General features: G+C 65.9%; 20 protein-coding genes. 8 read left to right on the top strand and 12 right to left on the bottom strand.

All coding sequences use genetic code 11. The annotated features are described in order from the left end of the window. Window position 1 precedes the first annotated feature (1 nt). The 4 genes from AQZ49_RS12460 to AQZ49_RS12445 form a co-directional block, all read right to left on the bottom strand. Window positions 2-958, bottom strand: a complete 957-nt coding sequence (locus AQZ49_RS12460) for an AAA family ATPase (protein ID WP_067616011.1) — start codon at window positions 956-958, stop codon at window positions 2-4. Continuing rightward, window positions 955-2,310: a hypothetical protein gene (locus AQZ49_RS12455; protein WP_067616009.1), complete on the bottom strand. Its 1,356-nt coding sequence runs from the start codon at window positions 2,308-2,310 to the stop codon at window positions 955-957. Before AQZ49_RS12455 ends, AQZ49_RS12460 begins: the two co-directional genes overlap by 4 nt. Next, window positions 2,307-2,966, bottom strand: a complete 660-nt coding sequence (locus tag AQZ49_RS12450; protein WP_067616143.1) for a hypothetical protein — start codon at window positions 2,964-2,966, stop codon at window positions 2,307-2,309. The genes AQZ49_RS12455 and AQZ49_RS12450 overlap by 4 nt, the downstream gene beginning before the upstream one ends. A gap of 66 nt (window positions 2,967-3,032) precedes the next feature. Then, entirely contained in the window at window positions 3,033-3,923 is an 891-nt protein-coding gene (locus tag AQZ49_RS12445; RefSeq protein WP_067616007.1) for a prephenate dehydratase, read from the bottom strand. Between the two features lie 216 nt (window positions 3,924-4,139). Here AQZ49_RS12445 and AQZ49_RS23000 point away from each other — a divergent pair, with 216 nt between their 5' ends. Further along, complete coding sequence (locus tag AQZ49_RS23000) at window positions 4,140-5,093, top strand: c-type cytochrome (RefSeq protein WP_082701739.1); 954 nt, start codon at window positions 4,140-4,142, stop codon at window positions 5,091-5,093. A gap of 150 nt (window positions 5,094-5,243) precedes the next feature. Here AQZ49_RS23000 and AQZ49_RS12435 read toward each other — a convergent pair whose 3' ends face one another. Then, on the bottom strand, window positions 5,244-5,531 hold the full coding sequence (locus AQZ49_RS12435; protein WP_067616005.1) for an integration host factor subunit beta: 288 nt from the start codon (window positions 5,529-5,531) through the stop codon (window positions 5,244-5,246). Between the two features lie 354 nt (window positions 5,532-5,885). Here AQZ49_RS12435 and AQZ49_RS12430 point away from each other — a divergent pair, with 354 nt between their 5' ends. Together AQZ49_RS12430 and AQZ49_RS12425 are read left to right on the top strand one after the other, a co-directional pair. After that, window positions 5,886-7,685, top strand: coding sequence for a peptide MFS transporter (locus AQZ49_RS12430; RefSeq protein WP_067616003.1), 1,800 nt, complete (start codon window positions 5,886-5,888; stop codon window positions 7,683-7,685). A gap of 164 nt (window positions 7,686-7,849) precedes the next feature. Further along, a complete protein-coding gene (locus AQZ49_RS12425) occupies window positions 7,850-8,539 on the top strand; it encodes an NnrU family protein (RefSeq protein ID WP_067616001.1) in 690 nt (229 codons plus the stop codon). 149 nt (window positions 8,540-8,688) lie between these two features. Here the strand turns inward: AQZ49_RS12425 and dxs are convergent, their stop codons facing one another. Further along, window positions 8,689-10,611: a 1-deoxy-D-xylulose-5-phosphate synthase gene (gene dxs, locus AQZ49_RS12420; RefSeq protein WP_067616141.1), complete on the bottom strand. Its 1,923-nt coding sequence runs from the start codon at window positions 10,609-10,611 to the stop codon at window positions 8,689-8,691. Between the two features lie 97 nt (window positions 10,612-10,708). On the opposite strand from dxs, the gene AQZ49_RS12415 reads away from it, so the two are divergent. Next, the gene (locus AQZ49_RS12415) at window positions 10,709-11,242 is read left to right on the top strand and encodes a GNAT family N-acetyltransferase (RefSeq protein WP_067615999.1); all 534 of its coding nucleotides are present in this window, start codon (window positions 10,709-10,711) and stop codon (window positions 11,240-11,242) included. Here the strand turns inward: AQZ49_RS12415 and AQZ49_RS12410 are convergent. The 5 genes from AQZ49_RS12410 to AQZ49_RS12395 form a co-directional block, all read right to left on the bottom strand. Then, window positions 11,239-11,703, bottom strand: coding sequence for a Fur family transcriptional regulator (locus tag AQZ49_RS12410; protein WP_067615997.1), 465 nt, complete (start codon window positions 11,701-11,703; stop codon window positions 11,239-11,241). The genes AQZ49_RS12415 and AQZ49_RS12410 overlap by 4 nt on opposite strands. 44 nt (window positions 11,704-11,747) lie before the next feature. Then, entirely contained in the window at window positions 11,748-11,888 is a 141-nt protein-coding gene (locus AQZ49_RS22570) for a hypothetical protein (RefSeq protein ID WP_197411024.1), read from the bottom strand. Between the two features lie 256 nt (window positions 11,889-12,144). Beyond that, window positions 12,145-12,918, bottom strand: a complete 774-nt coding sequence (gene xth, locus AQZ49_RS12405) for an exodeoxyribonuclease III (protein WP_067616138.1) — start codon at window positions 12,916-12,918, stop codon at window positions 12,145-12,147. Between the two features lie 20 nt (window positions 12,919-12,938). Beyond that, the gene (gene erpA / locus AQZ49_RS12400; RefSeq protein WP_067615995.1) at window positions 12,939-13,271 is read right to left on the bottom strand and encodes an iron-sulfur cluster insertion protein ErpA; all 333 of its coding nucleotides are present in this window, start codon (window positions 13,269-13,271) and stop codon (window positions 12,939-12,941) included. A gap of 31 nt (window positions 13,272-13,302) precedes the next feature. Next, window positions 13,303-13,734 (bottom strand): CBS domain-containing protein, encoded by a 432-nt coding sequence (locus tag AQZ49_RS12395; RefSeq protein WP_067615993.1) that lies wholly within the window; start codon window positions 13,732-13,734, stop codon window positions 13,303-13,305. Window positions 13,735-13,857: 123 nt separating this feature from the next. Here AQZ49_RS12395 and AQZ49_RS12390 point away from each other — a divergent pair, with 123 nt between their 5' ends. After that, window positions 13,858-14,157 (top strand): hypothetical protein, encoded by a 300-nt coding sequence (locus AQZ49_RS12390; RefSeq protein WP_067615991.1) that lies wholly within the window; start codon window positions 13,858-13,860, stop codon window positions 14,155-14,157. A gap of 196 nt (window positions 14,158-14,353) precedes the next feature. Here AQZ49_RS12390 and AQZ49_RS12385 read toward each other — a convergent pair whose 3' ends face one another. Further along, window positions 14,354-15,082 carry a hypothetical protein gene (locus AQZ49_RS12385; RefSeq protein WP_067615989.1) on the bottom strand — a complete coding sequence of 243 codons (729 nt, stop codon included), beginning with the start codon at window positions 15,080-15,082 and terminating at the stop codon, window positions 14,354-14,356. A 175-nt stretch (window positions 15,083-15,257) separates the two neighbouring features. Between AQZ49_RS12385 and AQZ49_RS12380 the strand changes: the two genes are divergently transcribed. From AQZ49_RS12380 to AQZ49_RS12370, 3 genes are all read left to right on the top strand, one after another. Further along, the gene (locus AQZ49_RS12380; protein ID WP_067615987.1) at window positions 15,258-16,763 is read left to right on the top strand and encodes a YifB family Mg chelatase-like AAA ATPase; all 1,506 of its coding nucleotides are present in this window, start codon (window positions 15,258-15,260) and stop codon (window positions 16,761-16,763) included. Window positions 16,764-16,838: 75 nt separating this feature from the next. Further along, a complete protein-coding gene (locus AQZ49_RS12375) occupies window positions 16,839-18,743 on the top strand; it encodes an NAD(P)/FAD-dependent oxidoreductase (RefSeq protein WP_067615985.1) in 1,905 nt (634 codons plus the stop codon). Window positions 18,744-18,844: 101 nt separating this feature from the next. Continuing rightward, window positions 18,845-19,546, top strand: a complete 702-nt coding sequence (locus AQZ49_RS12370) for a superoxide dismutase (RefSeq protein WP_067615983.1) — start codon at window positions 18,845-18,847, stop codon at window positions 19,544-19,546. Window positions 19,547-19,596: the final 50 nt, after the last annotated feature.

Below are 19,596 nucleotides of genomic sequence, written 5' to 3'. Positions count from 1 at the left end.
CTCAGCGCGGGGCCTCGGTGCGGGTGATCAGATCGGCGACAATCGCCTCGACCGTGCGGCCCTCGATTTCGGCGGCGGGCGACAGCAGCAGGCGGTGGCGCAGCACCGCGGTGGCCAGCGCCTTGACATCGTCGGGCACCACATAGGCGCGCCCGTCCAGCGCGGCGCGCGCCCGCGCCGCACCTGCCAGCAGCACAGCGGCACGCGGCGATGCGCCCGACACCAGATCGCCGCTGTCACGCGTGGCACGCACCAGCCGCACGACGTAATCGACAATGCTGTCGGCAATGGTCACGGCCCCGGTGGCGGCGATCGCCACGCCCAATTGCGCGGCATCGGTCACCGCGGTCACACCCAGCGCGGCGGGGCGCGGCGTGCCGCCTCCCCGGGCATAGCGCCGGACAATCGCGGCCTCGTCGGCGGCGGCGGGATATTCGACCAGCACCTTGAACACAAACCGGTCAAGCTGTGCCTCGGGCAGCGGATAGACACCCTGGCTTTCGATCGGGTTTTGCGTGGCGATCACGGTAAATCGGTCTGACAGGCTGTGCGCCACGCCATCGAGCGTGACGCGGCGTTCCTGCATCGCTTCGAGCAGGGCGGCCTGCGTCTTGGGCGGGGTGCGGTTGATTTCGTCGGCCAGCAGCAGCTCGCAGAAGATCGGCCCGCGCGTCAGGGTGAACTGGCTGGTCTGGAAATTGAACAAGTTCGATCCCAGGATATCGCCGGGCAGCAAGTCGGGCGTGAACTGGATGCGCCCGAAATCGAGCCCCAGCGCGGCGGCAAAGCTCTGCGCGAGCAGGGTCTTGGCAGTGCCCGGCGGCCCTTCGAGCAGGACATGCCCGCCCGAAAACAGCGCGATCAGCAAGTGATCGATCACGTCATCCTGCCCGACAATCGCCTTGGCCACTTCGCCCCGGATCGCGGTTGCAAGCGCACGCACATCGTCTGGTGTCATGATCTCTCTTTCTGGAACAAGGCGTTTTCGATGGCGTGAAGCTCGGCAGCCTGCGCGGCAAGGGCGTGCGGGCCGGTGGCGGCGAGCAGCTTGGTGACGACATCGTCAAACGGCACGCTGTCGGGCGCCACCTCGTGCTGGATGCGCACGATCGCCGCGTCGGTCTGCGTGGGCGTGCGCGGTCTCGGCAGACCGAGCGCGCGCGCCAGCCGTTCGCGCGTGGCATCGACATAGGGCTGCGCGAGCAAGTGATGGCGCCGCGCGCGCAGCAGCAGCGCCGCGCCGCCACCGACCAGCGCGGCTTTGCCTGCGGGCACACCGACAGCGTCGATCCGCGCCGGGCCAAACCGCACGAACCCGCGCCAGATCACCCCGGCCATGGCCAGGATCAGGCCGATCGTCGCGGCCAGAAACGGAGGCGTAAACGCCAGCGTCAGCAGATTGCGCGGCGCGCCCAGCCCGGCCAGCGACACGTCGAACACCACGCGCGGCACCCCGCGCCCGGCCGCCGCCAGGATCAGCCGGCGGGCATTGCGCGCAGTCGCCGCATCGGCCATCCCGCGATTGTTCAGCAAGTCGGGCTCGAACACGATGATCAGCGGCTGACGGGCGGCATCGCTGCCGGTGGGATCGACGCCAGCCATCGCATCGAGCGCGGGATAGGCGCCGCCATCGGCGAAATAGCCCGCCAGAATCCGTCCGTCGCCACTGCGCACCAGCGGCACCAGCGGCGCGCCCGCATCATCGCTGCCGCCCCCTGACAGCACCACATGTTCATCGGGCAAAGGTCCCGAGGCGCCGTCGCCGCTGCGCCAGCCCCCTGCCGGGGGGCCTTTGGCCTGGCCCAGCGTGACGTTCACATGGTCGAGAAAGCCCCGCCATTGCGGCGGTTGAGTGGCCACGATGGTGGTCCACCCGGCAGGCGCGCGGGGGGGGCCGAAGGTGCGCGTCCACAGGCTTGGCGGCACACGCGGATCGCTGCCCAACCGGATGGTGAACCATTTGGGGGTGACCACCACGGTCGGCCCCATCCCCGCCCGCCGAACCGTGGCCAGGCGTGCCATATCCCTGGCGTCGGCATTGGCCAGCGGGGTCAGCACCAGCAATTCGCGCCCGCCCACCCGCTTGGGCACCCGGTTGTAGCCGACTTGCTGTCCTTCCTCGGCCAGCATCGTGGCCAGCGCGGCATAGCCGGCGATGCCCTTGCCCAGCGCGTGCGCGCCGCCGTTGTTGCCCGGCGGTTCGCCCACCCCCAGCCACGCTAGCAATACGATAAACGCGACAAATCCGGCGACGATCATCGCCAAAGTGCGGCGGGGGCCAAAGGCAGCGGGGTTGTCGACGGTATTCATGGCGCGGCAGGCACCGCAAACGCGGCATAGGCGGCGCGGGCGCGTAGCCAGTCGGGATGGTCGAGGTGTGCAAGCGCATAGCGGCTGCGTTCGACTTCACCCGAGATCACCGCAAAGGCCGAGCGCGCCGCCCCCGGCAAAGGGGCCAGCCCGGCGATTTCGCGCGCCGTGCTGGCCGGGGTCAGCCAGTCGGGCCGGGCCTTGGCAATATCGTCAAAACTGCGCCGCAACAGCAGATGCACCGCCTCGTCATAGCGCCCGGCTGCGGCAAGCTGATCGGCATCGGCCAGCAGCGCGCTGGCCATGGCCGCATCGGGATGCCAGTCGGGCGCAGGCTCGGCGGCGGCCCGGCGCTGCCTGGCCGGGCGGTCGTGCAGCACCGACCACAGCACCCACAGCACGACCAGCGCGACCACGACCACCGTGGCAATTTCGATCGCGCGCCAATGCTGTGCCAGCCATAGCCCCGCCGGCCCGAGCCATTTTTCCAGCCATGCCGCCAGCGCGCGCAGCCATGGCGGGGTTTGTTGCACAGGTGTGGGCGGGGGTGACAGCGGCGTGAACTGGATATCACCCATCGCCCGGACTTTGGCCCAGGCCGCATCGGCAGCGGGCGTTGCACCGGGGTGGGGAATGCTCTGCGTCACAAATGCCATGCTGGCATGTCGCCACACCAGCGGCAAGCGCGCAGACCTTATTTTGTATTGATTCTACCCGAAATGCTATCCGCGCTCGCGTTCCAGGGGATATGTGCCCAGAATGCGCAAATTGTTTGCGAAAAACGCAAGTTCTTCGAGCGCGAGGTCAAGCGGTCGATCACCCGGTTTGCCCACCACATCCGAATAGAACGTGGTCGCGGCAAAGCTGGCGCCCTGTTGATAGCTTTCCAGCTTGGTCATGTTGATCGAATTGGTGGCAAACCCGCCCAGCGCCTTGTACAGCGCGGCGGGGATGTTGCGCACTTCGAAGATGAAGGTGGTGATCGCCTCGCCCGTAATCGTCGCGGGGTCAAGCGGCTGGCGCGCCAGGCGGACAAACCGGGTGGTGTTGTCGTGCGCGTCCTCGACATTTTCCTCCACCACGTCGAGGCCGTAGAGTTCGGCGGCAATCCGGGGCGCCAGCGCGGCCACCGCCGGATCGCCCAGTTCGGCAACAAACGCGGCGGCGCCCGCCGTGTCGGCGTGGCTGAGCGGGGTGATCGCGCGTTCGCGCAAGTAATGGCGCGACTGGCCGAGCGCCTGCGGATGGCTGTAGGCGGCGGTGAAGGGCCCATGGCCCAGCCCCATCAGGCAATGGTGGATATCAAGAAAGTGTTCGCCGACGATCGACAGACCGGATTCGGGCAACAGGAAATGGATATCGGCAACGCGGCCATGCTGCGAATTTTCGATCGGGATGATCGCCGAGGCGGCGTGCCCTTCGCGCACCGCGTCGAGCGCGTCTTCAAAACTGAAACACGGCAGCGGCAGGCCATCGGGCACGGCTTCGATTGCGGCGCGGTGCGAATTGGCGCCGGGTGCGCCCTGAAACGCAACCGCGCGGGCAGGATCTGCCGCGGCAGCGGCGGTCATTGATTCGACAAGGGCGAGCGCGGGTGCAGGAAAACTGGCCATGGGCCGAGGCGATTAGGCGTGAAGGCGCCAGGGGACAAGCCAAATGGCAAACCGCGTTGGACGCCGACTGTCGGGCATGCCGCACATGCGGGATCAAAGGGTGCTCAAACGCACTTGCGCGGGTGCAGGGCGATCACTAGAGCGGAGCGACAAAGCAAAAAGTGGTGATCGCGCGGGAAGTCGGCACGGCAACATAACAGGGATTCGAGGAAGGGCATGGACGACCGTTTCAATACCATTGCGGGTTGGGCTCTGTTCGGCGGCATTGTTGCGCTGGGGCTGTCCAGCCTTTCCAGCCACTATTTCCAGGCCGACAAGCATGAACGCCCCGAAACCATGGGCTATGCGATTGCCGGCGCCGACGAAGGCACTGGCGGCGGCGCGGCAGCAGTCGAACCGATTGCCAACCGTCTGGCGAAGGCCGATGCCGCCAAGGGTGAGGCGATCTTTGCCAAGTGCAAGGCCTGCCACACCATCGACCAGGGCGCGGCCAACGGAATCGGCCCGAACTTGTGGGCGGTGGTCGGCGATGCGATCGCGCAAGGCCGGGGCGGCTTTGCCTTTTCGGATGGCCTGAAGGCGCACACCGGCAAGTGGGATTTCGATCAGCTCGACAAGTGGCTGACCTCGCCCGCGGCCTTTGCCACCGGCACCAAGATGACGTTTGCCGGGCTGACTGATCCGGTCGATCGCGCCAATGTCATCCTCTATCTCAATTCCAAGGGTTCGAACCTGCCGCTGCCGGCACCGGTCGCGGCCAGCGCGGCGCCTGCCGCCGGGGCGGCGGCGGCAACGCCTGCCGTGGCGCTGGTCGGCGATGCGACCGCCGGTGAAAAGGTGTTTGCCAAGTGCAAGGCCTGCCACACCATCGACCAGGGCGCGCCCAACGGCATTGGCCCCAATCTCTATGGCATTGCCGGTGATGCAATTGCCGAAGGCCGGGGCGGGTTTGCCTTTTCCGACGGATTGAAGGCGCACAAGGGCAACTGGGACGCGGCGACGCTCGACCAGTGGCTGTCGGGCCCGGCGAAATTCGCCACCGGCACCAAGATGACGTTCGCGGGTCTTGATGACGCCAAACAGCGCGCTGACGTGATCGCCTATCTCAATTCCAAGGGCGGCAAACTGACGCTCGGCGCGGCGCCTGCTCCGGCGGGTGCGGCCAAGTAAACCGGGTCAGATCGATCCAGACGAAAAAAGGGGGCGCCGCCTGGCGCCCCCTTTTTTATGGCCTTGCTTTTTTATGGCCTTTTGTGCCGCCACCGTTGCCGCCCCTTGCCCGCGCGGGGCAAGGGGAGGCAGCGACAGTCGCATCGTGCCTCAATCGCCGTCGGCGTTCAGGCGCAGACGCATTTCCTTGCCAGGTTTGAAATAGGGCACGCGCTTGCCGGGCACGTCGACATTTTCGCCCGTGCGCGGATTGCGCCCCTTGCGTGGATCGCGGGTGCGGGTTGAAAACGCCCCAAACCCGCGCAGCTCCACCCGTCCACCTTCGGACAGGCGTTTGCCGATTTCATCAAAAAACACCTCGACCACGCGCTCGATCTCTTCGCCGCGCATGTCCGGGCTTTCTTTCGCGAGTGCTTGCAGCAATTCGGATCTGATCATCCGTACGTCCCTCCACCGGATGTCAAAGACATCCCCCAAGCCTTTTCAGGTTTTTCCTGTCCCCCGGCACAGCGCCCCAATCGCCGTGCCGTTTCGACCATGCCAGAGCGCAAGCGCCGAGACAATCGGGTCGAAGGGCTGAAATTGCCCGGTTTTGCGTGCTATTCAAGCAGTTTGACCCGATCTGTGACATTTTTTGGTCCAAATGAGACCAAGTCTGCGCGATTTGCCGATTTTTGGCTTTCCGGGGTGCCTTGCGGGTGCACAATTTGCCCCTTTGCCTACAAGATCGCGGGCGCTAGGAGTCGCGCGAAGTCCGAGGCGGCGGGCGCTGGCCCCCCTTGGTGCGGGAGCATGAGATTGAACAATCCGGTTACGGCGGGCGATGAGCCCGCAGCAGTGGCATCCGATCCCGCCTGGTTTGGCCATCCGCGACAACTGGCCCGGCTGTTCACCACTGAAATGTGGGAACGGTTTGGCTATTACGGCATGCGGGCGCTGCTGACGCTCTATCTGACCAAGCATTTCCTGTTCAGCGACCGCACCACCAACGGCATCTATGGCGGTTTTACCGCGATGGTCTATCTGACCCCGCTGGTCGGCGGATTGCTGGCGGATCGCTATCTGGGCGCCAAGCGCTCGGTCAAATTCGGTGCGCTGGTCATGGCGCTGGGCTATTTCGTGCTGTGTTTCGGCGGCGAGGCGGCGCAGCCCTGGGCGAAGATCGACGGTGTGCGCCATACCGTGGTGCAGGAACACGTGGTCGATCGGCCCACGTCCGACGGGCAGGAAAAGCGCTATGTGGTGATCGACCGCCAGCGTCTGGCGATCCATGGCCAGGCCGATGGCTCGATCGCGCTGGTGGCCGGCGATGGACATGTCGTGCGTCAGGTCGCCGCCGACCGGTTTCAGTCGGGTGGCGACCGGTCGAGCCTGACCACGGTGCTGGTCCTGCTGGCAATTTCGCTGATCACGGTCGGCAACGGATTTTTCAAACCGAATATCTCGACCATGGTCGGTGAACTCTATCGCCCCGGCGATACGCGCAAGGATGCCGGGTTCACCATTTTCTATATGGGCATCAATCTGGGCGCGCTGCTGTCGCAGGTGCTCTGCCCGATCCTGGCCGATGTGGTCGGGTGGTGGGCCGGGTTTCTGCTCGCCGCGATCGGCATGCTGGTCTCGTGGGCGCTGATCCACTTCGATGGCGGGCGGCTGGCGCAATTCGGCAATCCCCCGGCCGACCAGCCCAATGCACGCGCGCTGCCGATCTTTGTCGGGGCGCTGGTCGCGGTGCCACTGGTCATGCTGTTGTTCCAGAACCTGATGAGCGCGGCCCCCGCGGTGCCCGGTTCGGGTGTTCTGGGCTATGTTCTGGCGCTGCCGCTGATGGGCAAGCTGTTGTTCGGGACGTTCCTGATCGCGGTGCCGGCCATCCTCGGCTATGCCTGGACCAGCGGCAATCGCGAAGAATTCCAGATGATGGTCGCCGCGATGGTGCTGATCACGTTCAACACCGTGTTCTGGACTTTGTTCGAACAGGCGGGGTCATCGTTGACACTGTTTGCCGATCGCAACACCGATCTGACCATCATCGGCGGCTGGGCCATGCCGGCCGCGCAGACGCAGTTCTTCAATTCGTTCTTCATCATCACGCTGGCGCCGCTGATTTCGGCATTGTGGATATGGCTTGGTCGGCGCGGCATCGAACCGTCGACCCCGGTCAAGTTCGGGCTGGCGCTGGCCGGTGTCGGCGCGGGTTTTCTGTTTCTGGTGTGGGGCGCGGGCCATGCCGACAGCGCATTCAAGGTTTCGGTGTGGTGGCTGGCCGGGCTCTATCTGATCCACACCATTGCCGAACTGTGCATTTCGCCGGTCGGGCTGAGCATGATCACCAAGCTGTCGCTGGCACGCATCGTCGGGCTGATGATGGGGGTGTGGTTCCTGTCGATCGCGGTGGCGCAATATGTCGCGGGCGCAATTGCCCAGGTTGCCAGTGTCGATACGGTTGGCGGCGAAGTGACCAACCCCAAGCTCAGCCTCGATACGTATGTGCACGTGTTCACCACGATCGGCTGGGTCGCCGTGGGGATCGGTGCGCTGCTGCTGCTGCTCGCCTGGCCGATCCGCCGCCTGATGCACGCGGTCAACTGATCTCGACCAGATTGTGTCATCCCGGGGCCGAATGGCATCCGGGATGGACCTAATATGGGCTTCCCACTTGCCTGCGATTGTACCACGGTCGTTAAGTTGCAAATGGGAAATTAACCGCTTCGTCGCGATGTTTCGGTGGGGCGGGGGCAGGGTGTCGGGAATGCATGATTGAAGGGTTGATTGCGCTTCTGGTCGCCGTGGTGGCCTTTGTGGGCACGCATTTTGTGCTGTCACATCCGTTGCGGGCGCCTCTGGTTGGCGCGCTGGGCGAAGGGGGCTTTCAGCTCCTTTATGGTCTGGTGTCGGTCACGCTGCTGTTGCTGGCACTGGTGGCCTATCATCGGGCGCCGCACGCCCCGGTGTACTGGTCGTCGGACAATCTTGTGCTGCAGATCGTGTTCAGCGTGGGCAGTTGCTTTGCCGCGGCCCTGTTTGTCGCTTCGCTGATCGACAATCCGGCGTTTATCGGCGCGCAGATCGCCGATCTGTCGACGCGGCCGCCCTCGGGGGTCTATCTGATCACCCGCCATCCGATGATGTTCGCCATCGCGATCTGGTCGGTGGAACAGACACTGATCAATCCCACCGTGCGCAATCTCATTGTATTTGGCGGTTTCGTGGTGTTGGCGCTGGCCGGTTCGCGATTGCAGGACCGCAAGAAGATAGCGCAGACCGGCCGCGAATGGTCGGTGTGGGCCAGCCGCACGCCGTTCTGGCCCGATCTGCGGCGGTGGCGCAGGCTGGGCTTGTCCTGGCTGTTCGGGATCGCGCTCTGGCTGACGCTCACCTGGCTGGAATCGCACGTTACGCTTACCCCGATCGGGGCGTGGTACTGGCTGCCCGGCCTTACCTGAATACCCGTGCCTGAACAGCGAAGCGCTCTCCAGCGCATGATACGTTCAATCTGAAACGCATCATGCGCAGGGCGTGTTTGTTCTCGCATCGATTATTGCAAAAAACCGCTACCCGTTTTTTTGCACGATGCTCGAATTTCCCCGATGCTCTAGGCCCGCGCTTCGTGAACGCCCGCGCTGTTGTGGCGCAGCGCGGCCAGCACGGTGTCGACAATGTGCGGCGCGGTCAGGCCGGCGGTGTCATACTGCTTGTCGGGCGCATCGTGTTCCTGGAACACGTCGGGCAGGCGCAGCGTGCGGATTTTCAGCCCCGCATCGGTCAGCCCTTCGTCGCTTGCCATGGTCAGCACATGCGCGCCCAGACCGCCGATCGCGCCTTCCTCGATCGTCACCACGACATCGTGGCTGAGGATCAGGCGGCGGATCAGGTCGGCATCGAGCGGCTTGACAAAGCGCAGATCGGCAACCGTGGTCGGCAATCCGCGTGCATCAAGCTGATCGGCGGCAATCAATGCTTCTGCCAGACGGGTGCCGAGCGACAGGATGGCCACTTTGCTGCCTTCGCGCAGCACGCGGCCTTTGCCGATGGCCAGTCGTTCGGGCACCGTCGGCAGCGGCACGCCGGTGCCATTGCCGCGCGGATAGCGGAACGCGATCGGTCCGGTGTCGTGCATCGCGGCGGTGTGGGTCATGTGCACCAGTTCCGCCTCGTCGGCGGCGGCCATCACCACCATGTTGGGCAGGCTGGCCAGATAGGTCACGTCGAACGATCCGGCATGGGTGGCACCATCCGCGCCGACCAGACCGGCGCGATCGATGGCAAAGCGCACCGGCAGATTCTGGATCGCCACATCGTGGACGACCTGGTCATAGGCGCGTTGCAGGAATGTCGAATAGATCGCGCAGAACGGGCGCATGCCTTGCGCGGCCAGCCCGGCGGCAAATGTCACCCCGTGCTGTTCGGCAATGCCGACATCGAACATGCGATCGGGGTGCGCCTTGGCAAACCGGTCGAGCCCGGTGCCCGACGGCATCGCCGCGGTGATCGCGCATATGGTCGGATCACGCGTGGCCTCGGCCGCCAGCGCATCGGCAAACACGGTGGTATAGCTGGGCGCGCCGGGCGCGCTCTTGACTTGTTCGCCGGTCACCACGTTGAATTTCTGCACGCCGTGGTATTTGTCGGCGGCCGCTTCGGCCGGGCCATAGCCCTTGCCCTTTTGCGTCACGACATGGATCAGGCACGGGCCTTCGGCGGCATCGCGCACGTTTTCCAGCACCGGGATCAACTGGTCGAGATTGTGCCCGTCGATCGGGCCGACGTAATAGAAGCCCAACTCTTCGAACAAGGTGCCGCCCATCGCCATGCCGCGCGCGAACTCGTCGGTCTTGCGCGCAGCGGTGGCCAGCGGACGCGGCAGGCGGCGGGTCAGCCGCCGCGCCAGATCGCGCAGTTCGAGGAACGGGCGCGACGACACCAGTTGCGCCAGATAGGCCGACAGCCCGCCCACCGGCGGTGCGATCGACATGTCGTTGTCGTTGAGAATGACGATCAGGCGGTTGCCCGCCAGCCCGGCGTTGTTCATCGCCTCATAGGCCATGCCTGCGCTCATCGCGCCGTCGCCGATCACCGCGATCGATTTGCCCGGCCGCCCGGTCAGCTTGTTGGCGATCGCAAACCCCAGCGCCGCCGAGATCGAGGTCGACGAATGCGCCGCGCCGAACGGGTCATAGGGGCTTTCGCTGCGCCGGGTGAATCCGGACAGCCCCTCGGGTTGGCGCAATGTGCGGATGCGCGTGCGACGACCGGTCAGGATCTTGTGCGGATAGGCCTGATGCCCCACGTCCCAGATCAACTGGTCTTCGGGCGTGTTGAACACATAGTGCGCGGCGACGGTCAGTTCGACCACGCCCAGCCCCGAACCGAGGTGACCCCCGGTCTGGCCCACGGCAGCGATCATCTCCGCGCGGAGTTCATCCGCGAGTTGTCGCAGTTGCGCCTGGGGGAGTTTGCGCAGGTCGGCCGGAGTGTCGACCGTATCGAGAAGCGGCGTGGCCGGATTTGCGGACATCGCAACGTCATACACACTCATATCGGTCCTGTCGAACGTCACGTTGTGGGCAAAACGGGATTGCGACATCGCGCCGGGCCCGCCAAACCCCCTGATCATGACCAGCATTCATTTTCGCACCGCCGCACTTGCCGATCTCGATGCCCTGCGCACAGTGATGGATGCCGCAATCGGTGAATTGCAGCGCGGTTTCCTGTCTGCCGAACAGATCGTGTCGAGCCGGGCGGTGATGGGGCTCGATCGGCAACTGGTGGTCGATGGAACCTATTTTATCGCGCTGATCGAGGGGGCGATGGCGGGGTGCGGCGGCTGGAGCCGACGCGCCACGCTCTATGGCGGGGATCACAGCGCGGGCTTGCGCGAACCGCGCCTGCTCGATCCGGCCAGCGAACCGGCGCGCATCCGCGCGATGTACACCCATCCCGATCATGCCCGGCGCGGGGTTGGCCGGGCCCTGCTGGCCCATTGCGAAGCGGCAGCGCGCGCCGAAGGGTTCACGACGTGCGAACTGATGGGCACGATGGCGGGAATTCCGCTCTATCTGTCGGCCGGCTATCGCGTGATCGAAGAGATCGAGGACGATCGCGGCGGCGCGCCGGTGCCGCTCAAGCGGATGCGCAAGGAAATTTAGGCCGCCGCACAGCGGCTGCACAGGCCGCGGATTTCGACGACCGGGCGCACGTCGGCAAACCCGGCATGGCGCGCCGCTTCGCGCAACGATCCGGTCAGGCGGTCATCGTCGAGGTGGGTGACCGTGCCGCACGAATCGCAGATCAGAAAGATGCAATCGTGGCGACAGCCCGGATGCGGATTGGCGACATAGGCATTGGCGCTTTCCACCCGGCGCGCCAGGTTGGCGCGCACAAACAGATCGAGAATGCGATAGACGGTGTTGGCGGCAACCCGCTTGCCCCGCACTGTGCCGACATTTTCGGCAATGTCATAGGCAGATGCAGGCGTCGCCCGCGTGGTCAGCGCCTCGAACACGTCGGCGCGCATGTCGGTCCATTGTTCACCAGCGGCGACCAGCGCCTGGCGCGCCGCGTCGATCAGATGCTCGCCCGCCAGATCATGATGCAAGTGCCCTGTCATGCTTCAACGATAGGCCTGCCCGGCGCGCGCGTAAAGATACCGGCCTAGTGGACGGCGCTCTGTACGTGGCTGGTGGCGGCACGCGCATGGGTGGCCACCCCATTCGCGCTCAGCGCCATCCCGGCGCACCCGATCAGGAACCCGATCGCCAGCGCGCGGTAAAATTCCTTGCCGAAAGCCTTCATACCCAGTCTGTTTCATCCTTCTTGCCGCACCCCCGGGGGGGAGGGGGCCGAAATCGGGCCGACGCCACGAGGGGCCCGATCGATCGACACGTGCGGCGGCGGTGCCTGCCATTCGCATGTGCACCGCAACCGGTTACAGTGTCTCTGCGATTTCGCGAGATGGGAATGCGTGCCGCACAATACAAGCGGCTCTTAAGCGAAAACAACGCTTCAAGTCGATCTGCCCCCGTGCGACTGGTCGCACAGACAGTGCGGATCACCGCGCCACACGCACCCAGACAGGCGCGTGATCGCTGGCCTTTTCGCGACCGCGAAAGGTTTTGTCGACGCCTGCGGCCTGCAACCGGTCGGCTAGTTCGGGTGACAACAGCGCGTGATCGATGCGAAACCCGTGATCGCGTTGCCAGGCGCCGGCCTGGTAATCCCAATATGTCCACACCCCGCCGCGCGGATTGTGCAGGCCCAGCGCATCGGTCCATCCCGCGCCCAGCAGGCGGCGATAGGCGGCGCGCGATTGCGGCTGCATCAGCGCATCGTCGGCCATCGCGCGCGGGTCCCAGATATCGTGATCGTCGGGGATGACGTTGTAATCGCCGATCACCACGGCGGGCACTTCGTCGGCATAGATTGTCGCCATGCGCGCGGCGAGGCGTTCCATCCAGCGCAGCTTGTAATCGAATTTGGGGCCGGGCTGGGGATTGCCGTTGGGCAGATAGATGCCCGCCACGCGAATGCCGAACACACAGGCCTCGAGATAGCGCGCCTGTTCGTCCTCCGGCTCTCCGGCCAGGCCGCGCTGCACTTCGACAGGGGTTTCGCCGCGCGCCAGAATGGCCACGCCGTTGAACCCCTTTTGGCCGTGCCAGATCGCCTGATAGCCGATCGCGGCCAGGTCAGCGGCGGGAAAGCCTTCGTCCTGGGTCTTGATTTCCTGCAGGCAGGCGACGTCTGGCCGGGTTTCGTCCAGCCATTCGATCAGCCGGGGCAGCCGCGCCTTGATGCCGTTGACATTGAACGAGGCGATGGTGATCGCACCGCCAGTTCCGTCACTCATACGCTGAAGCTGGCGCCGCAGCCACAGCCAGAAGCCGCCTGCGGATTTTCGACTTGGAAGGCCGAACCGCCCAGCGATTCGACATAATCGACCACCGCACCTGCCACCAGATCGAGGCTGACCGGATCGACCACCAGCCGCACCCCGTCGGTTTCGGCCACGATGTCATCGCTGTCGGGCGCATCGGCGAGGCCAAAGCGGTACTGGAATCCCGAACAACCGCCTCCTTCGACCGACAGGCGCAGGATCGCGGGCTTTTGCGTGCGCGCGGCAATCGCCGCGACGCGCGCGGCCGCACTGGGGGACAAGGCGATGGTCTGGGCGTTCATACCCCCTAGATAGGGAGGCCTGTGCCCAACCTCAAGCGGATTGGATGAAACTGCGCATCGCGTCGGCTTCGGCCTCGATTCGTTCGATGCGGTATTTCACCAGATCGCCGATCGAGATGAACGCCACCATCCGCCCGCCATCGACCACCGGCAAGTGGCGGAACCGGCGCCGGGTCATCAGTGCCAGGGCTTCGAGCGCAGACTGGTCGGGGCTGACCGAGATCACCGGCGCGGTCATCACGTCGCGCACTTTGCGTTGCAGCACTTCGGCGCCGTGGCGGCGCAGGGCATAGAGCACGTCGCGTTCGGAAAAGATCCCCGCGACATCGACCCCGGCATCCTCAACCGGCAGCGCGCCGATGCGATGTTCGGCCAAGAGGTTGATCGCATCGGCCACCGAAGCTTCGGCGCTGATTTTCCAGACCGGGCCGGACCGTCCGGCAATAAGCCTTGCAATCGTCATTGCATCCTCCTTTCGCTGCCCCAAGATACGGCTGTTTTTGTTGCCGTTGGCACAGCATGACACAACTGCGACCGGGTGCAAGGCGATTGCCGCGCCGTGCCGATTGGCGCATGGAGTTTTGCCATGGCAGATCCCCGCCCGTCCCCGCTCGACGACCCGCAGCAGGCCAAACGGGCCTGGGCGCATTACCGCGGCATGTTGCGCTGGACGGCGGAACTGGCGGTGGGCTTGATCGGGGTGGTGTGGGTCTTGCTCTACCACGAATTCGGCCTGGTCTCGATCCACCTGTATATCGCCAGCGCGCTGGGGGTCGGCGTCATGGTCATGCTGTTCGGCGCGCTGATGGGGCTGGTGTTCGTATCGCACAACAGCGGCCACGATGATGCCATCGACGATCCGCTCGACGACGAAACCTGGCGTTAGTGTCTGACCCGAAGCTCGCATTTCAGGAAGAAGGCACCGGCCCGCTCCCCCACCCGACCACCCACGTAAGTGTATGTTATTGGGTGGTCGGCTCCTCAGCGAAAACGTCCCCCGGACGTTTTCGTGCTCTTCGTCGCGGGGAGCGGGCCGGTGCCGTCTTCGAAACTCGCCCTTTCGCGAGTTTCGGGTCAGGCTCCTAATTCAGCGCCACATAGCGCGCGATATCGGCAGTGTGCAGCCAGCGCACGCGGGTGTTGGGCACCGAATTGGTCAGCGCATAGAACGCCGCCGCCGTGCCGGGGGTCATCCCCATGGCGCGGTAATAGTCGATATAGGCGCGGTTGACCGGGGAATTGGCGGCAAAGTCGGCGGGCCCCCGCCCGGCATCATCGAGCCAGGCATGCACGCCGAAATCGGCATCGGGCGCGGCATGGCGCGTGGTTCCGGCCAGAAACAGCTCGACCGCGCCCGATCGCACCGACCCGCCCGCAGGAACGCTGGTGGCCAGGGCATGGGCGCGAATCATCCGGCCCAGGCGCAGATTGGCGGCATCGTCATACGTGCCGGGGCAATCGGCCAGTTCGAGCACACGGATCGCGGGATAGGCGTGCAGCATCGCGGCAAACCGCGCGGGGCTGGCCGCGTCGGTCGCATCGACCAGCGCGGCATGCGCCTTGTCGATCACCACAAACGGCCCGAACCGCGCGATCCCGCGCCGCGCGGCGTGATCGGCCACGCCCACCAACCGGTCGGCGCGTTCGGGCCCGGTCTCGACCCGGGTGGTTTCGGTCCACACCACGCCCGCCGTATCGGTCCAGCTACGCGTCGACACCGCCTCAGCCCCTGCCGCCTCTGCCCCCGCCGCAACGGGCAGGCACAAGACGCCAAGCATCAGCACAGACAGGGCAAGGGCGTGGAACCGCATGATGCCCTGTCTGGGCCACAGACCTTGTATTCGCCCCAAGGGATGCGGTGAATGCCGGGTTTACGTTGTTCTATGGGGTGATCGCGCCAAAATGGGCGAGATCGTGCCCTTGGCCGCAGGGCCCTGCGCGCGCTAGGCAGGACCCTGGGCCGAAAACAGGGGGCAGCGCAAGCGTATGGTCGCAGTCGTGGCGACAGTCGCCTATCTCGGGCTGGAGGCGCGCGCGGTCGAAGTGCAGTGCCAGTTGTCGTCGGGCCTGCCCAGTTTTCGCGTGGTCGGTCTGCCCGACAAGGCGGTGGGCGAAAGCCGTGAACGGGTCCATTCGGCGCTGGCCGCGATGGGCCTGTCGCTGCCGCCCAAACGCATCACGGTCAACCTTTCGCCCGCCGATCTGCCCAAGGAAGGATCGCATTACGACCTGCCGATCGCGCTGGCACTGTTGTGCGCGATGGGGGTGATCGATCGCGAGGCGCTGGCCGATCAGGTCGCGGTGGGCGAACTCGCGCTCGACGGGCGGGTGATTGCCAGCCCCGGCGTCCTGCTGGCCGCCCTGCACGCAGGCGCGACCGATCGCGGGCTGATCTGCCCCGCCGCGCAAGGCACCGAGGCAAGCTGGGCGGGGACCGCGGTGATTGCCGCGCCCGATCTGATCGGCCTGCTCAACCATTTCAAGGGTACGCAGGCCTTGCCCCCGCCACAACCGGGCGAGCCCGATCCGCCCCGGCGCGGGCCCGACCTGAAACAGGTCAAAGGCCAGGACGTGGCGCGGCGCGCGCTCGAAATCGCCGCTGCCGGGGGGCACAACCTGCTGATGATCGGGCCGCCGGGCGCGGGCAAATCGCTGATGGCGGCCTGCCTGCCGGGCATTCTGCCGCCGCTGACGCCGGCCGAGGCGCTGGAAGTGTCGATGGTGGCCTCGGTCGCGGGCACGCTGGAGGAAGGGCGTATCAGTCGCGCGCGCCCGTTTCGGGCGCCCCATCATTCCGCCTCGATCGCGGCGCTGACCGGCGGCGGCGCCAAGGCGCGGCCGGGCGAAGTCAGCCTGGCGCATCTGGGGGTGCTGTTTCTTGACGAATTGCCCGAATTTCAGCGCGCCGCGCTCGATTCGCTGCGCCAGCCGCTCGAAACCGGCGAAGTGACCGTGGCACGCGCCAATGCCCATGTCACGTTTCCGGCGCGGGTGCAGTTGATAGCGGCGATGAACCCGTGCCGGTGCGGCCATCTGGCCGATGCGGCGCTGGCGTGCAGCCGTGCGCCGCGTTGTGCCGCCGATTACCAGACCAAGATCTCGGGCCCGCTGCTCGACCGGATCGACCTGCATGTGGAGGTCGATCCGGTGGCGGCCAGCGACATGGCACTGCCGCCGCCGCTGGAGGGCTCTGCCGAAGTGGCGCAGCGGGTGGCTGTGGCGCGCGGGCGCCAGACCGCACGGCTGGCGGGGACCGGGCGGCGCAGCAATGCCGAACTCGATGGCGACTTGCTGGAAACCCATGCCCAGCCCGATGCCGCGGGGCAGGATCTGCTGACCCGCGCCGCCACCGCGATGAAGCTGTCGGCGCGCGGCTATACCCGCATCCTGCGCGTCGCGCGCACGATTGCCGATTTGGCCGGGGCGGACCAGGTTACGCGTGTGCACGTGGCCGAGGCGTTGAGTTATCGCCGGGTGGCCCCGCGCGCCTGAACAAAGTTGACGCGCCGACAAGTGGGTCGCGCTATGGCTGCAGCGATCTGAAAAAACCGCGCAGGACCAGCGACAATGACCATCAGCGACCGCGAACTTGGCATGGGGCGCCCGATCGAGCGGCGCGATTTCCTCAACGGGGTACTGATGGCCGGAGCCGGCGTGCTGGCACCCGGGCGACGGGCGCGGGCGGCCGATTCGGGCCCCTATCCCCCCGCGCTGACCGGGATGCGCGGCAGTGGCTATCCGGGGGCCTATTCCACCGGGCATGCCTTGCGCGATCATGACTTTGCCCCCGGCCCGGCGGCGAGCGAGAGTGCCGACAGCTATGACCTGATCGTGGTCGGCGGCGGGATCAGCGGGCTGGCGGCGGCATGGTTCTATCAGCAGCGCCATGGCGGCGGCGCGCGGGTGCTGGTGATCGACAACCACGACGATTTCGGCGGCCATGCCAAACGCAATGAATTCGGCACCGGTGCCGCCATGCGCCTGTCGAACGCGGGAAGTTTCAATGTGTTTGCCGACGATCACGACAGCGGCGCGCATGTCGATCTCTATCGCGCGCTGGGCATCGATATAGCGGCGCTGGCCAGGGACACCGTCGATCCGGGATTCTATCACCGGCTGGGCATGGGGCAGGGGGTGTTTTTCGACCGCGCCACGTTTGGCCGCGACGTGCTGTTGCCCGATCCCGCGCCGTGGACCGATTTCACGTTTCTCTACTCGCCGACGACGCCGCCCGATGCCGATGCGCGCTGGGCGCGATTCATGGCCGAGGCGCCCTTGCCAGAGCGCGCGAGGGCCGATCTGTACCGGCTCTATCATGCCGCCACCGACTATCTGCCAGGGCTGAGCGCTGCCGAAAAAGTCCATCGGCTCGACACCATGAGCTATGCCGATTTCCTGACCGGCCCGGCGGGGTGCGATCCGATGGTGGCGACATATCTGCGCGATCGCACGTTCGGCAGCGGGCGCGGGCTGTCGTCGACCACCGCGCTGTCGGCGCATCAGCGGTTTGGCCTGCCCGGGTTTGCCGGGCTGGGCCTGCCCGCCGCCTATGATACCGACGAATCGGGCACCAGCTATCACTTCCCCGAAGGCAACGCGACGGTTGCGCGGCTGTTGGTCGCCCGGTTGGTGCCGGGCGCGCTCGCCGCGCGCACGCCGGGCGAATCGATGCTGGCGCGGGTCGATTATGGCGTGCTCGACCAACCGGGCAACGCCACGCGCATCCGCCTCAATGCGATGGCCTATCACGTTGCCAATGTGCGTGGCGGGGTCGAGGTCAGCTATACCCTGGGCGGTGTCAATGGCGCGCGGATGCGCACGCGCGGCAAACACTGCGTGCTGGCGTGCTGGAACTATGTGATCCCCTATATCTGCCCCGAACTGTCCGCGCCGCAGCGCGAGGCGCTGGCCTATAACGTCAAGACGCCCAATCTTTGGGTCAATGTCTGGCTGAACAACTGGCGCGCGTTTCACCGGGCGGGCACCTGTTTCATGAATGCGCCCGGCAGCTATTATGCCTCGCTGATCCTCGAACAGCCGGTGTCGCTGGGCGGCTATGCCCATTCGGCCTCGCCCGACGATCCGACCGTGCTGACGATGCTGCGCGGCTATGAAACGCCGGGCCTGCCGATCAAGGACCAGTTCCGCCTAGGTCGCGCCGAACTCTACGCGACCACCTTCGACACGTTCGAACGCGAAACCCGCGCGCAACTGGCCTCGGCGCTGGGCCCGTCGGGCTTCGATCCGGCGCGCGACATTGCCGGATTGACCGTCAACCGCTGGGGCCACGGCTATTCCTATTGGTATTCGGCGCTGTACGATGATTTCCTGAAGACCGGCGGGCCGCCGCCGCATCTGCTGGCGCGGCAGCCGGTCGGCGCGATCACGATTGCCAACACCGATTCGGGCGGCACCGATTCGACCGAACTGGCGATCGACATGGCGGCGCGCGCGGTGGCGGAGCTGGGTTAGGCAGGCTATGATCGCGCTGCCCCCGATGGCATGATGCATGGCGGCCAATTCCGGCTAGACATATGCGCAGATCGGACGGTTCCGACAGGAGACATCGCATCATGGATACCACCAATCGCCGCGACATTCTGCGTGCCGCCGTTGCCGTGGGCGGGGTTGCCCTGGCGGCGGGCGCGGCACCCGCGCGTGCGGCGGCGCGCGCCGTCGGCCATTCGCCGCAAGTCCAGCCGCCACTGCCATATGCGCCCGATGCGCTGGCCCCGGCGATTTCGGCGCGAACCGTCGATTTCCATTACAATAAGCACCACAAGGGCTATTTCACCAATCTGGCCAAGCTGGTGGCGGGCACCCCGCTGGAACAGGCCTCTCTCGAAGCGATCATTCTGGCCACCGCCGGCAAGGGCGAATCGCGCGCAATTTTCAACAACGCGGCGCAGGCGCTCAACCACAACCTCTATTGGCAAAGCCTGACCCCCGGCGGCAGCGCGCCCAGTGCCGCACTGGCGGCGGCGATCGCGCGTGATTTCGGCAGCAAGGCGGCGCTCGACGCCGAACTGGCCAAAGCGGCGACCGGCCAGTTCGGCAGCGGCTGGGGCTGGCTGGCGGCCGATGGCGACAAGCTGAAGGTCATGGCCACGTCGAACGCAGGCACGCCGGTGGCCGATGGCCTGACCCCGCTGCTGGTGATCGACGTGTGGGAACACGCCTATTACCTCGACGAACAGAACCGCCGTGCAGACTATGTCAGCGCGGTGATCCCGCTGCTCGACTGGGCTGGGGCGTCGCAGCGCTACGCCGCCTGAATCCGCAGGTGACACCCACCCATCGGTTATTGTAAGCAAGGCATACAATA

The sequence above is a fragment of the Novosphingobium sp. FSW06-99 genome (assembly GCF_001519065.1).
In the GTDB taxonomy this organism is placed as follows: Bacteria; Pseudomonadota; Alphaproteobacteria; order Sphingomonadales; family Sphingomonadaceae; genus Novosphingobium.
This window is presented reverse-complemented; position numbering and strand designations above follow the sequence as displayed.

Excerpts from the sequence above, each read along its gene's own strand:
- AQZ49_RS12395 (WP_067615993.1), bottom strand. The coding sequence starts at position 13,734 with ATGACGATTGCAAGGCTTATTGCCGGACGGTCCGGCCCGGTCTGGAAA.
- AQZ49_RS12385 (WP_067615989.1), bottom strand. The coding sequence starts at position 15,082 with ATGCGGTTCCACGCCCTTGCCCTGTCTGTGCTGATGCTTGGCGTCTTG.
- AQZ49_RS12410 (WP_067615997.1), bottom strand. The coding sequence starts at position 11,703 with ATGACAGGGCACTTGCATCATGATCTGGCGGGCGAGCATCTGATCGAC.
- AQZ49_RS12460 (WP_067616011.1), bottom strand. The coding sequence starts at position 958 with ATGACACCAGACGATGTGCGTGCGCTTGCAACCGCGATCCGGGGCGAA.
- AQZ49_RS23000 (WP_082701739.1), top strand. The coding sequence starts at position 4,140 with ATGGACGACCGTTTCAATACCATTGCGGGTTGGGCTCTGTTCGGCGGC.
- AQZ49_RS12390 (WP_067615991.1), top strand. The coding sequence starts at position 13,858 with ATGGCAGATCCCCGCCCGTCCCCGCTCGACGACCCGCAGCAGGCCAAA.
- AQZ49_RS22570 (WP_197411024.1), bottom strand. The coding sequence starts at position 11,888 with ATGAAGGCTTTCGGCAAGGAATTTTACCGCGCGCTGGCGATCGGGTTC.
- AQZ49_RS12375 (WP_067615985.1), top strand. The coding sequence starts at position 16,839 with ATGACCATCAGCGACCGCGAACTTGGCATGGGGCGCCCGATCGAGCGG.
- AQZ49_RS12370 (WP_067615983.1), top strand. The coding sequence starts at position 18,845 with ATGGATACCACCAATCGCCGCGACATTCTGCGTGCCGCCGTTGCCGTG.
- AQZ49_RS12445 (WP_067616007.1), bottom strand. The coding sequence starts at position 3,923 with ATGGCCAGTTTTCCTGCACCCGCGCTCGCCCTTGTCGAATCAATGACC.
- AQZ49_RS12415 (WP_067615999.1), top strand. The coding sequence starts at position 10,709 with ATGACCAGCATTCATTTTCGCACCGCCGCACTTGCCGATCTCGATGCC.
- AQZ49_RS12430 (WP_067616003.1), top strand. The coding sequence starts at position 5,886 with ATGAGATTGAACAATCCGGTTACGGCGGGCGATGAGCCCGCAGCAGTG.
- erpA (WP_067615995.1), bottom strand. The coding sequence starts at position 13,271 with ATGAACGCCCAGACCATCGCCTTGTCCCCCAGTGCGGCCGCGCGCGTC.
- AQZ49_RS12425 (WP_067616001.1), top strand. The coding sequence starts at position 7,850 with ATGATTGAAGGGTTGATTGCGCTTCTGGTCGCCGTGGTGGCCTTTGTG.
- AQZ49_RS12380 (WP_067615987.1), top strand. The coding sequence starts at position 15,258 with ATGGTCGCAGTCGTGGCGACAGTCGCCTATCTCGGGCTGGAGGCGCGC.
- AQZ49_RS12450 (WP_067616143.1), bottom strand. The coding sequence starts at position 2,966 with ATGGCATTTGTGACGCAGAGCATTCCCCACCCCGGTGCAACGCCCGCT.
- dxs (WP_067616141.1), bottom strand. The coding sequence starts at position 10,611 with ATGTCCGCAAATCCGGCCACGCCGCTTCTCGATACGGTCGACACTCCG.
- AQZ49_RS12455 (WP_067616009.1), bottom strand. The coding sequence starts at position 2,310 with ATGAATACCGTCGACAACCCCGCTGCCTTTGGCCCCCGCCGCACTTTG.
- AQZ49_RS12435 (WP_067616005.1), bottom strand. The coding sequence starts at position 5,531 with ATGATCAGATCCGAATTGCTGCAAGCACTCGCGAAAGAAAGCCCGGAC.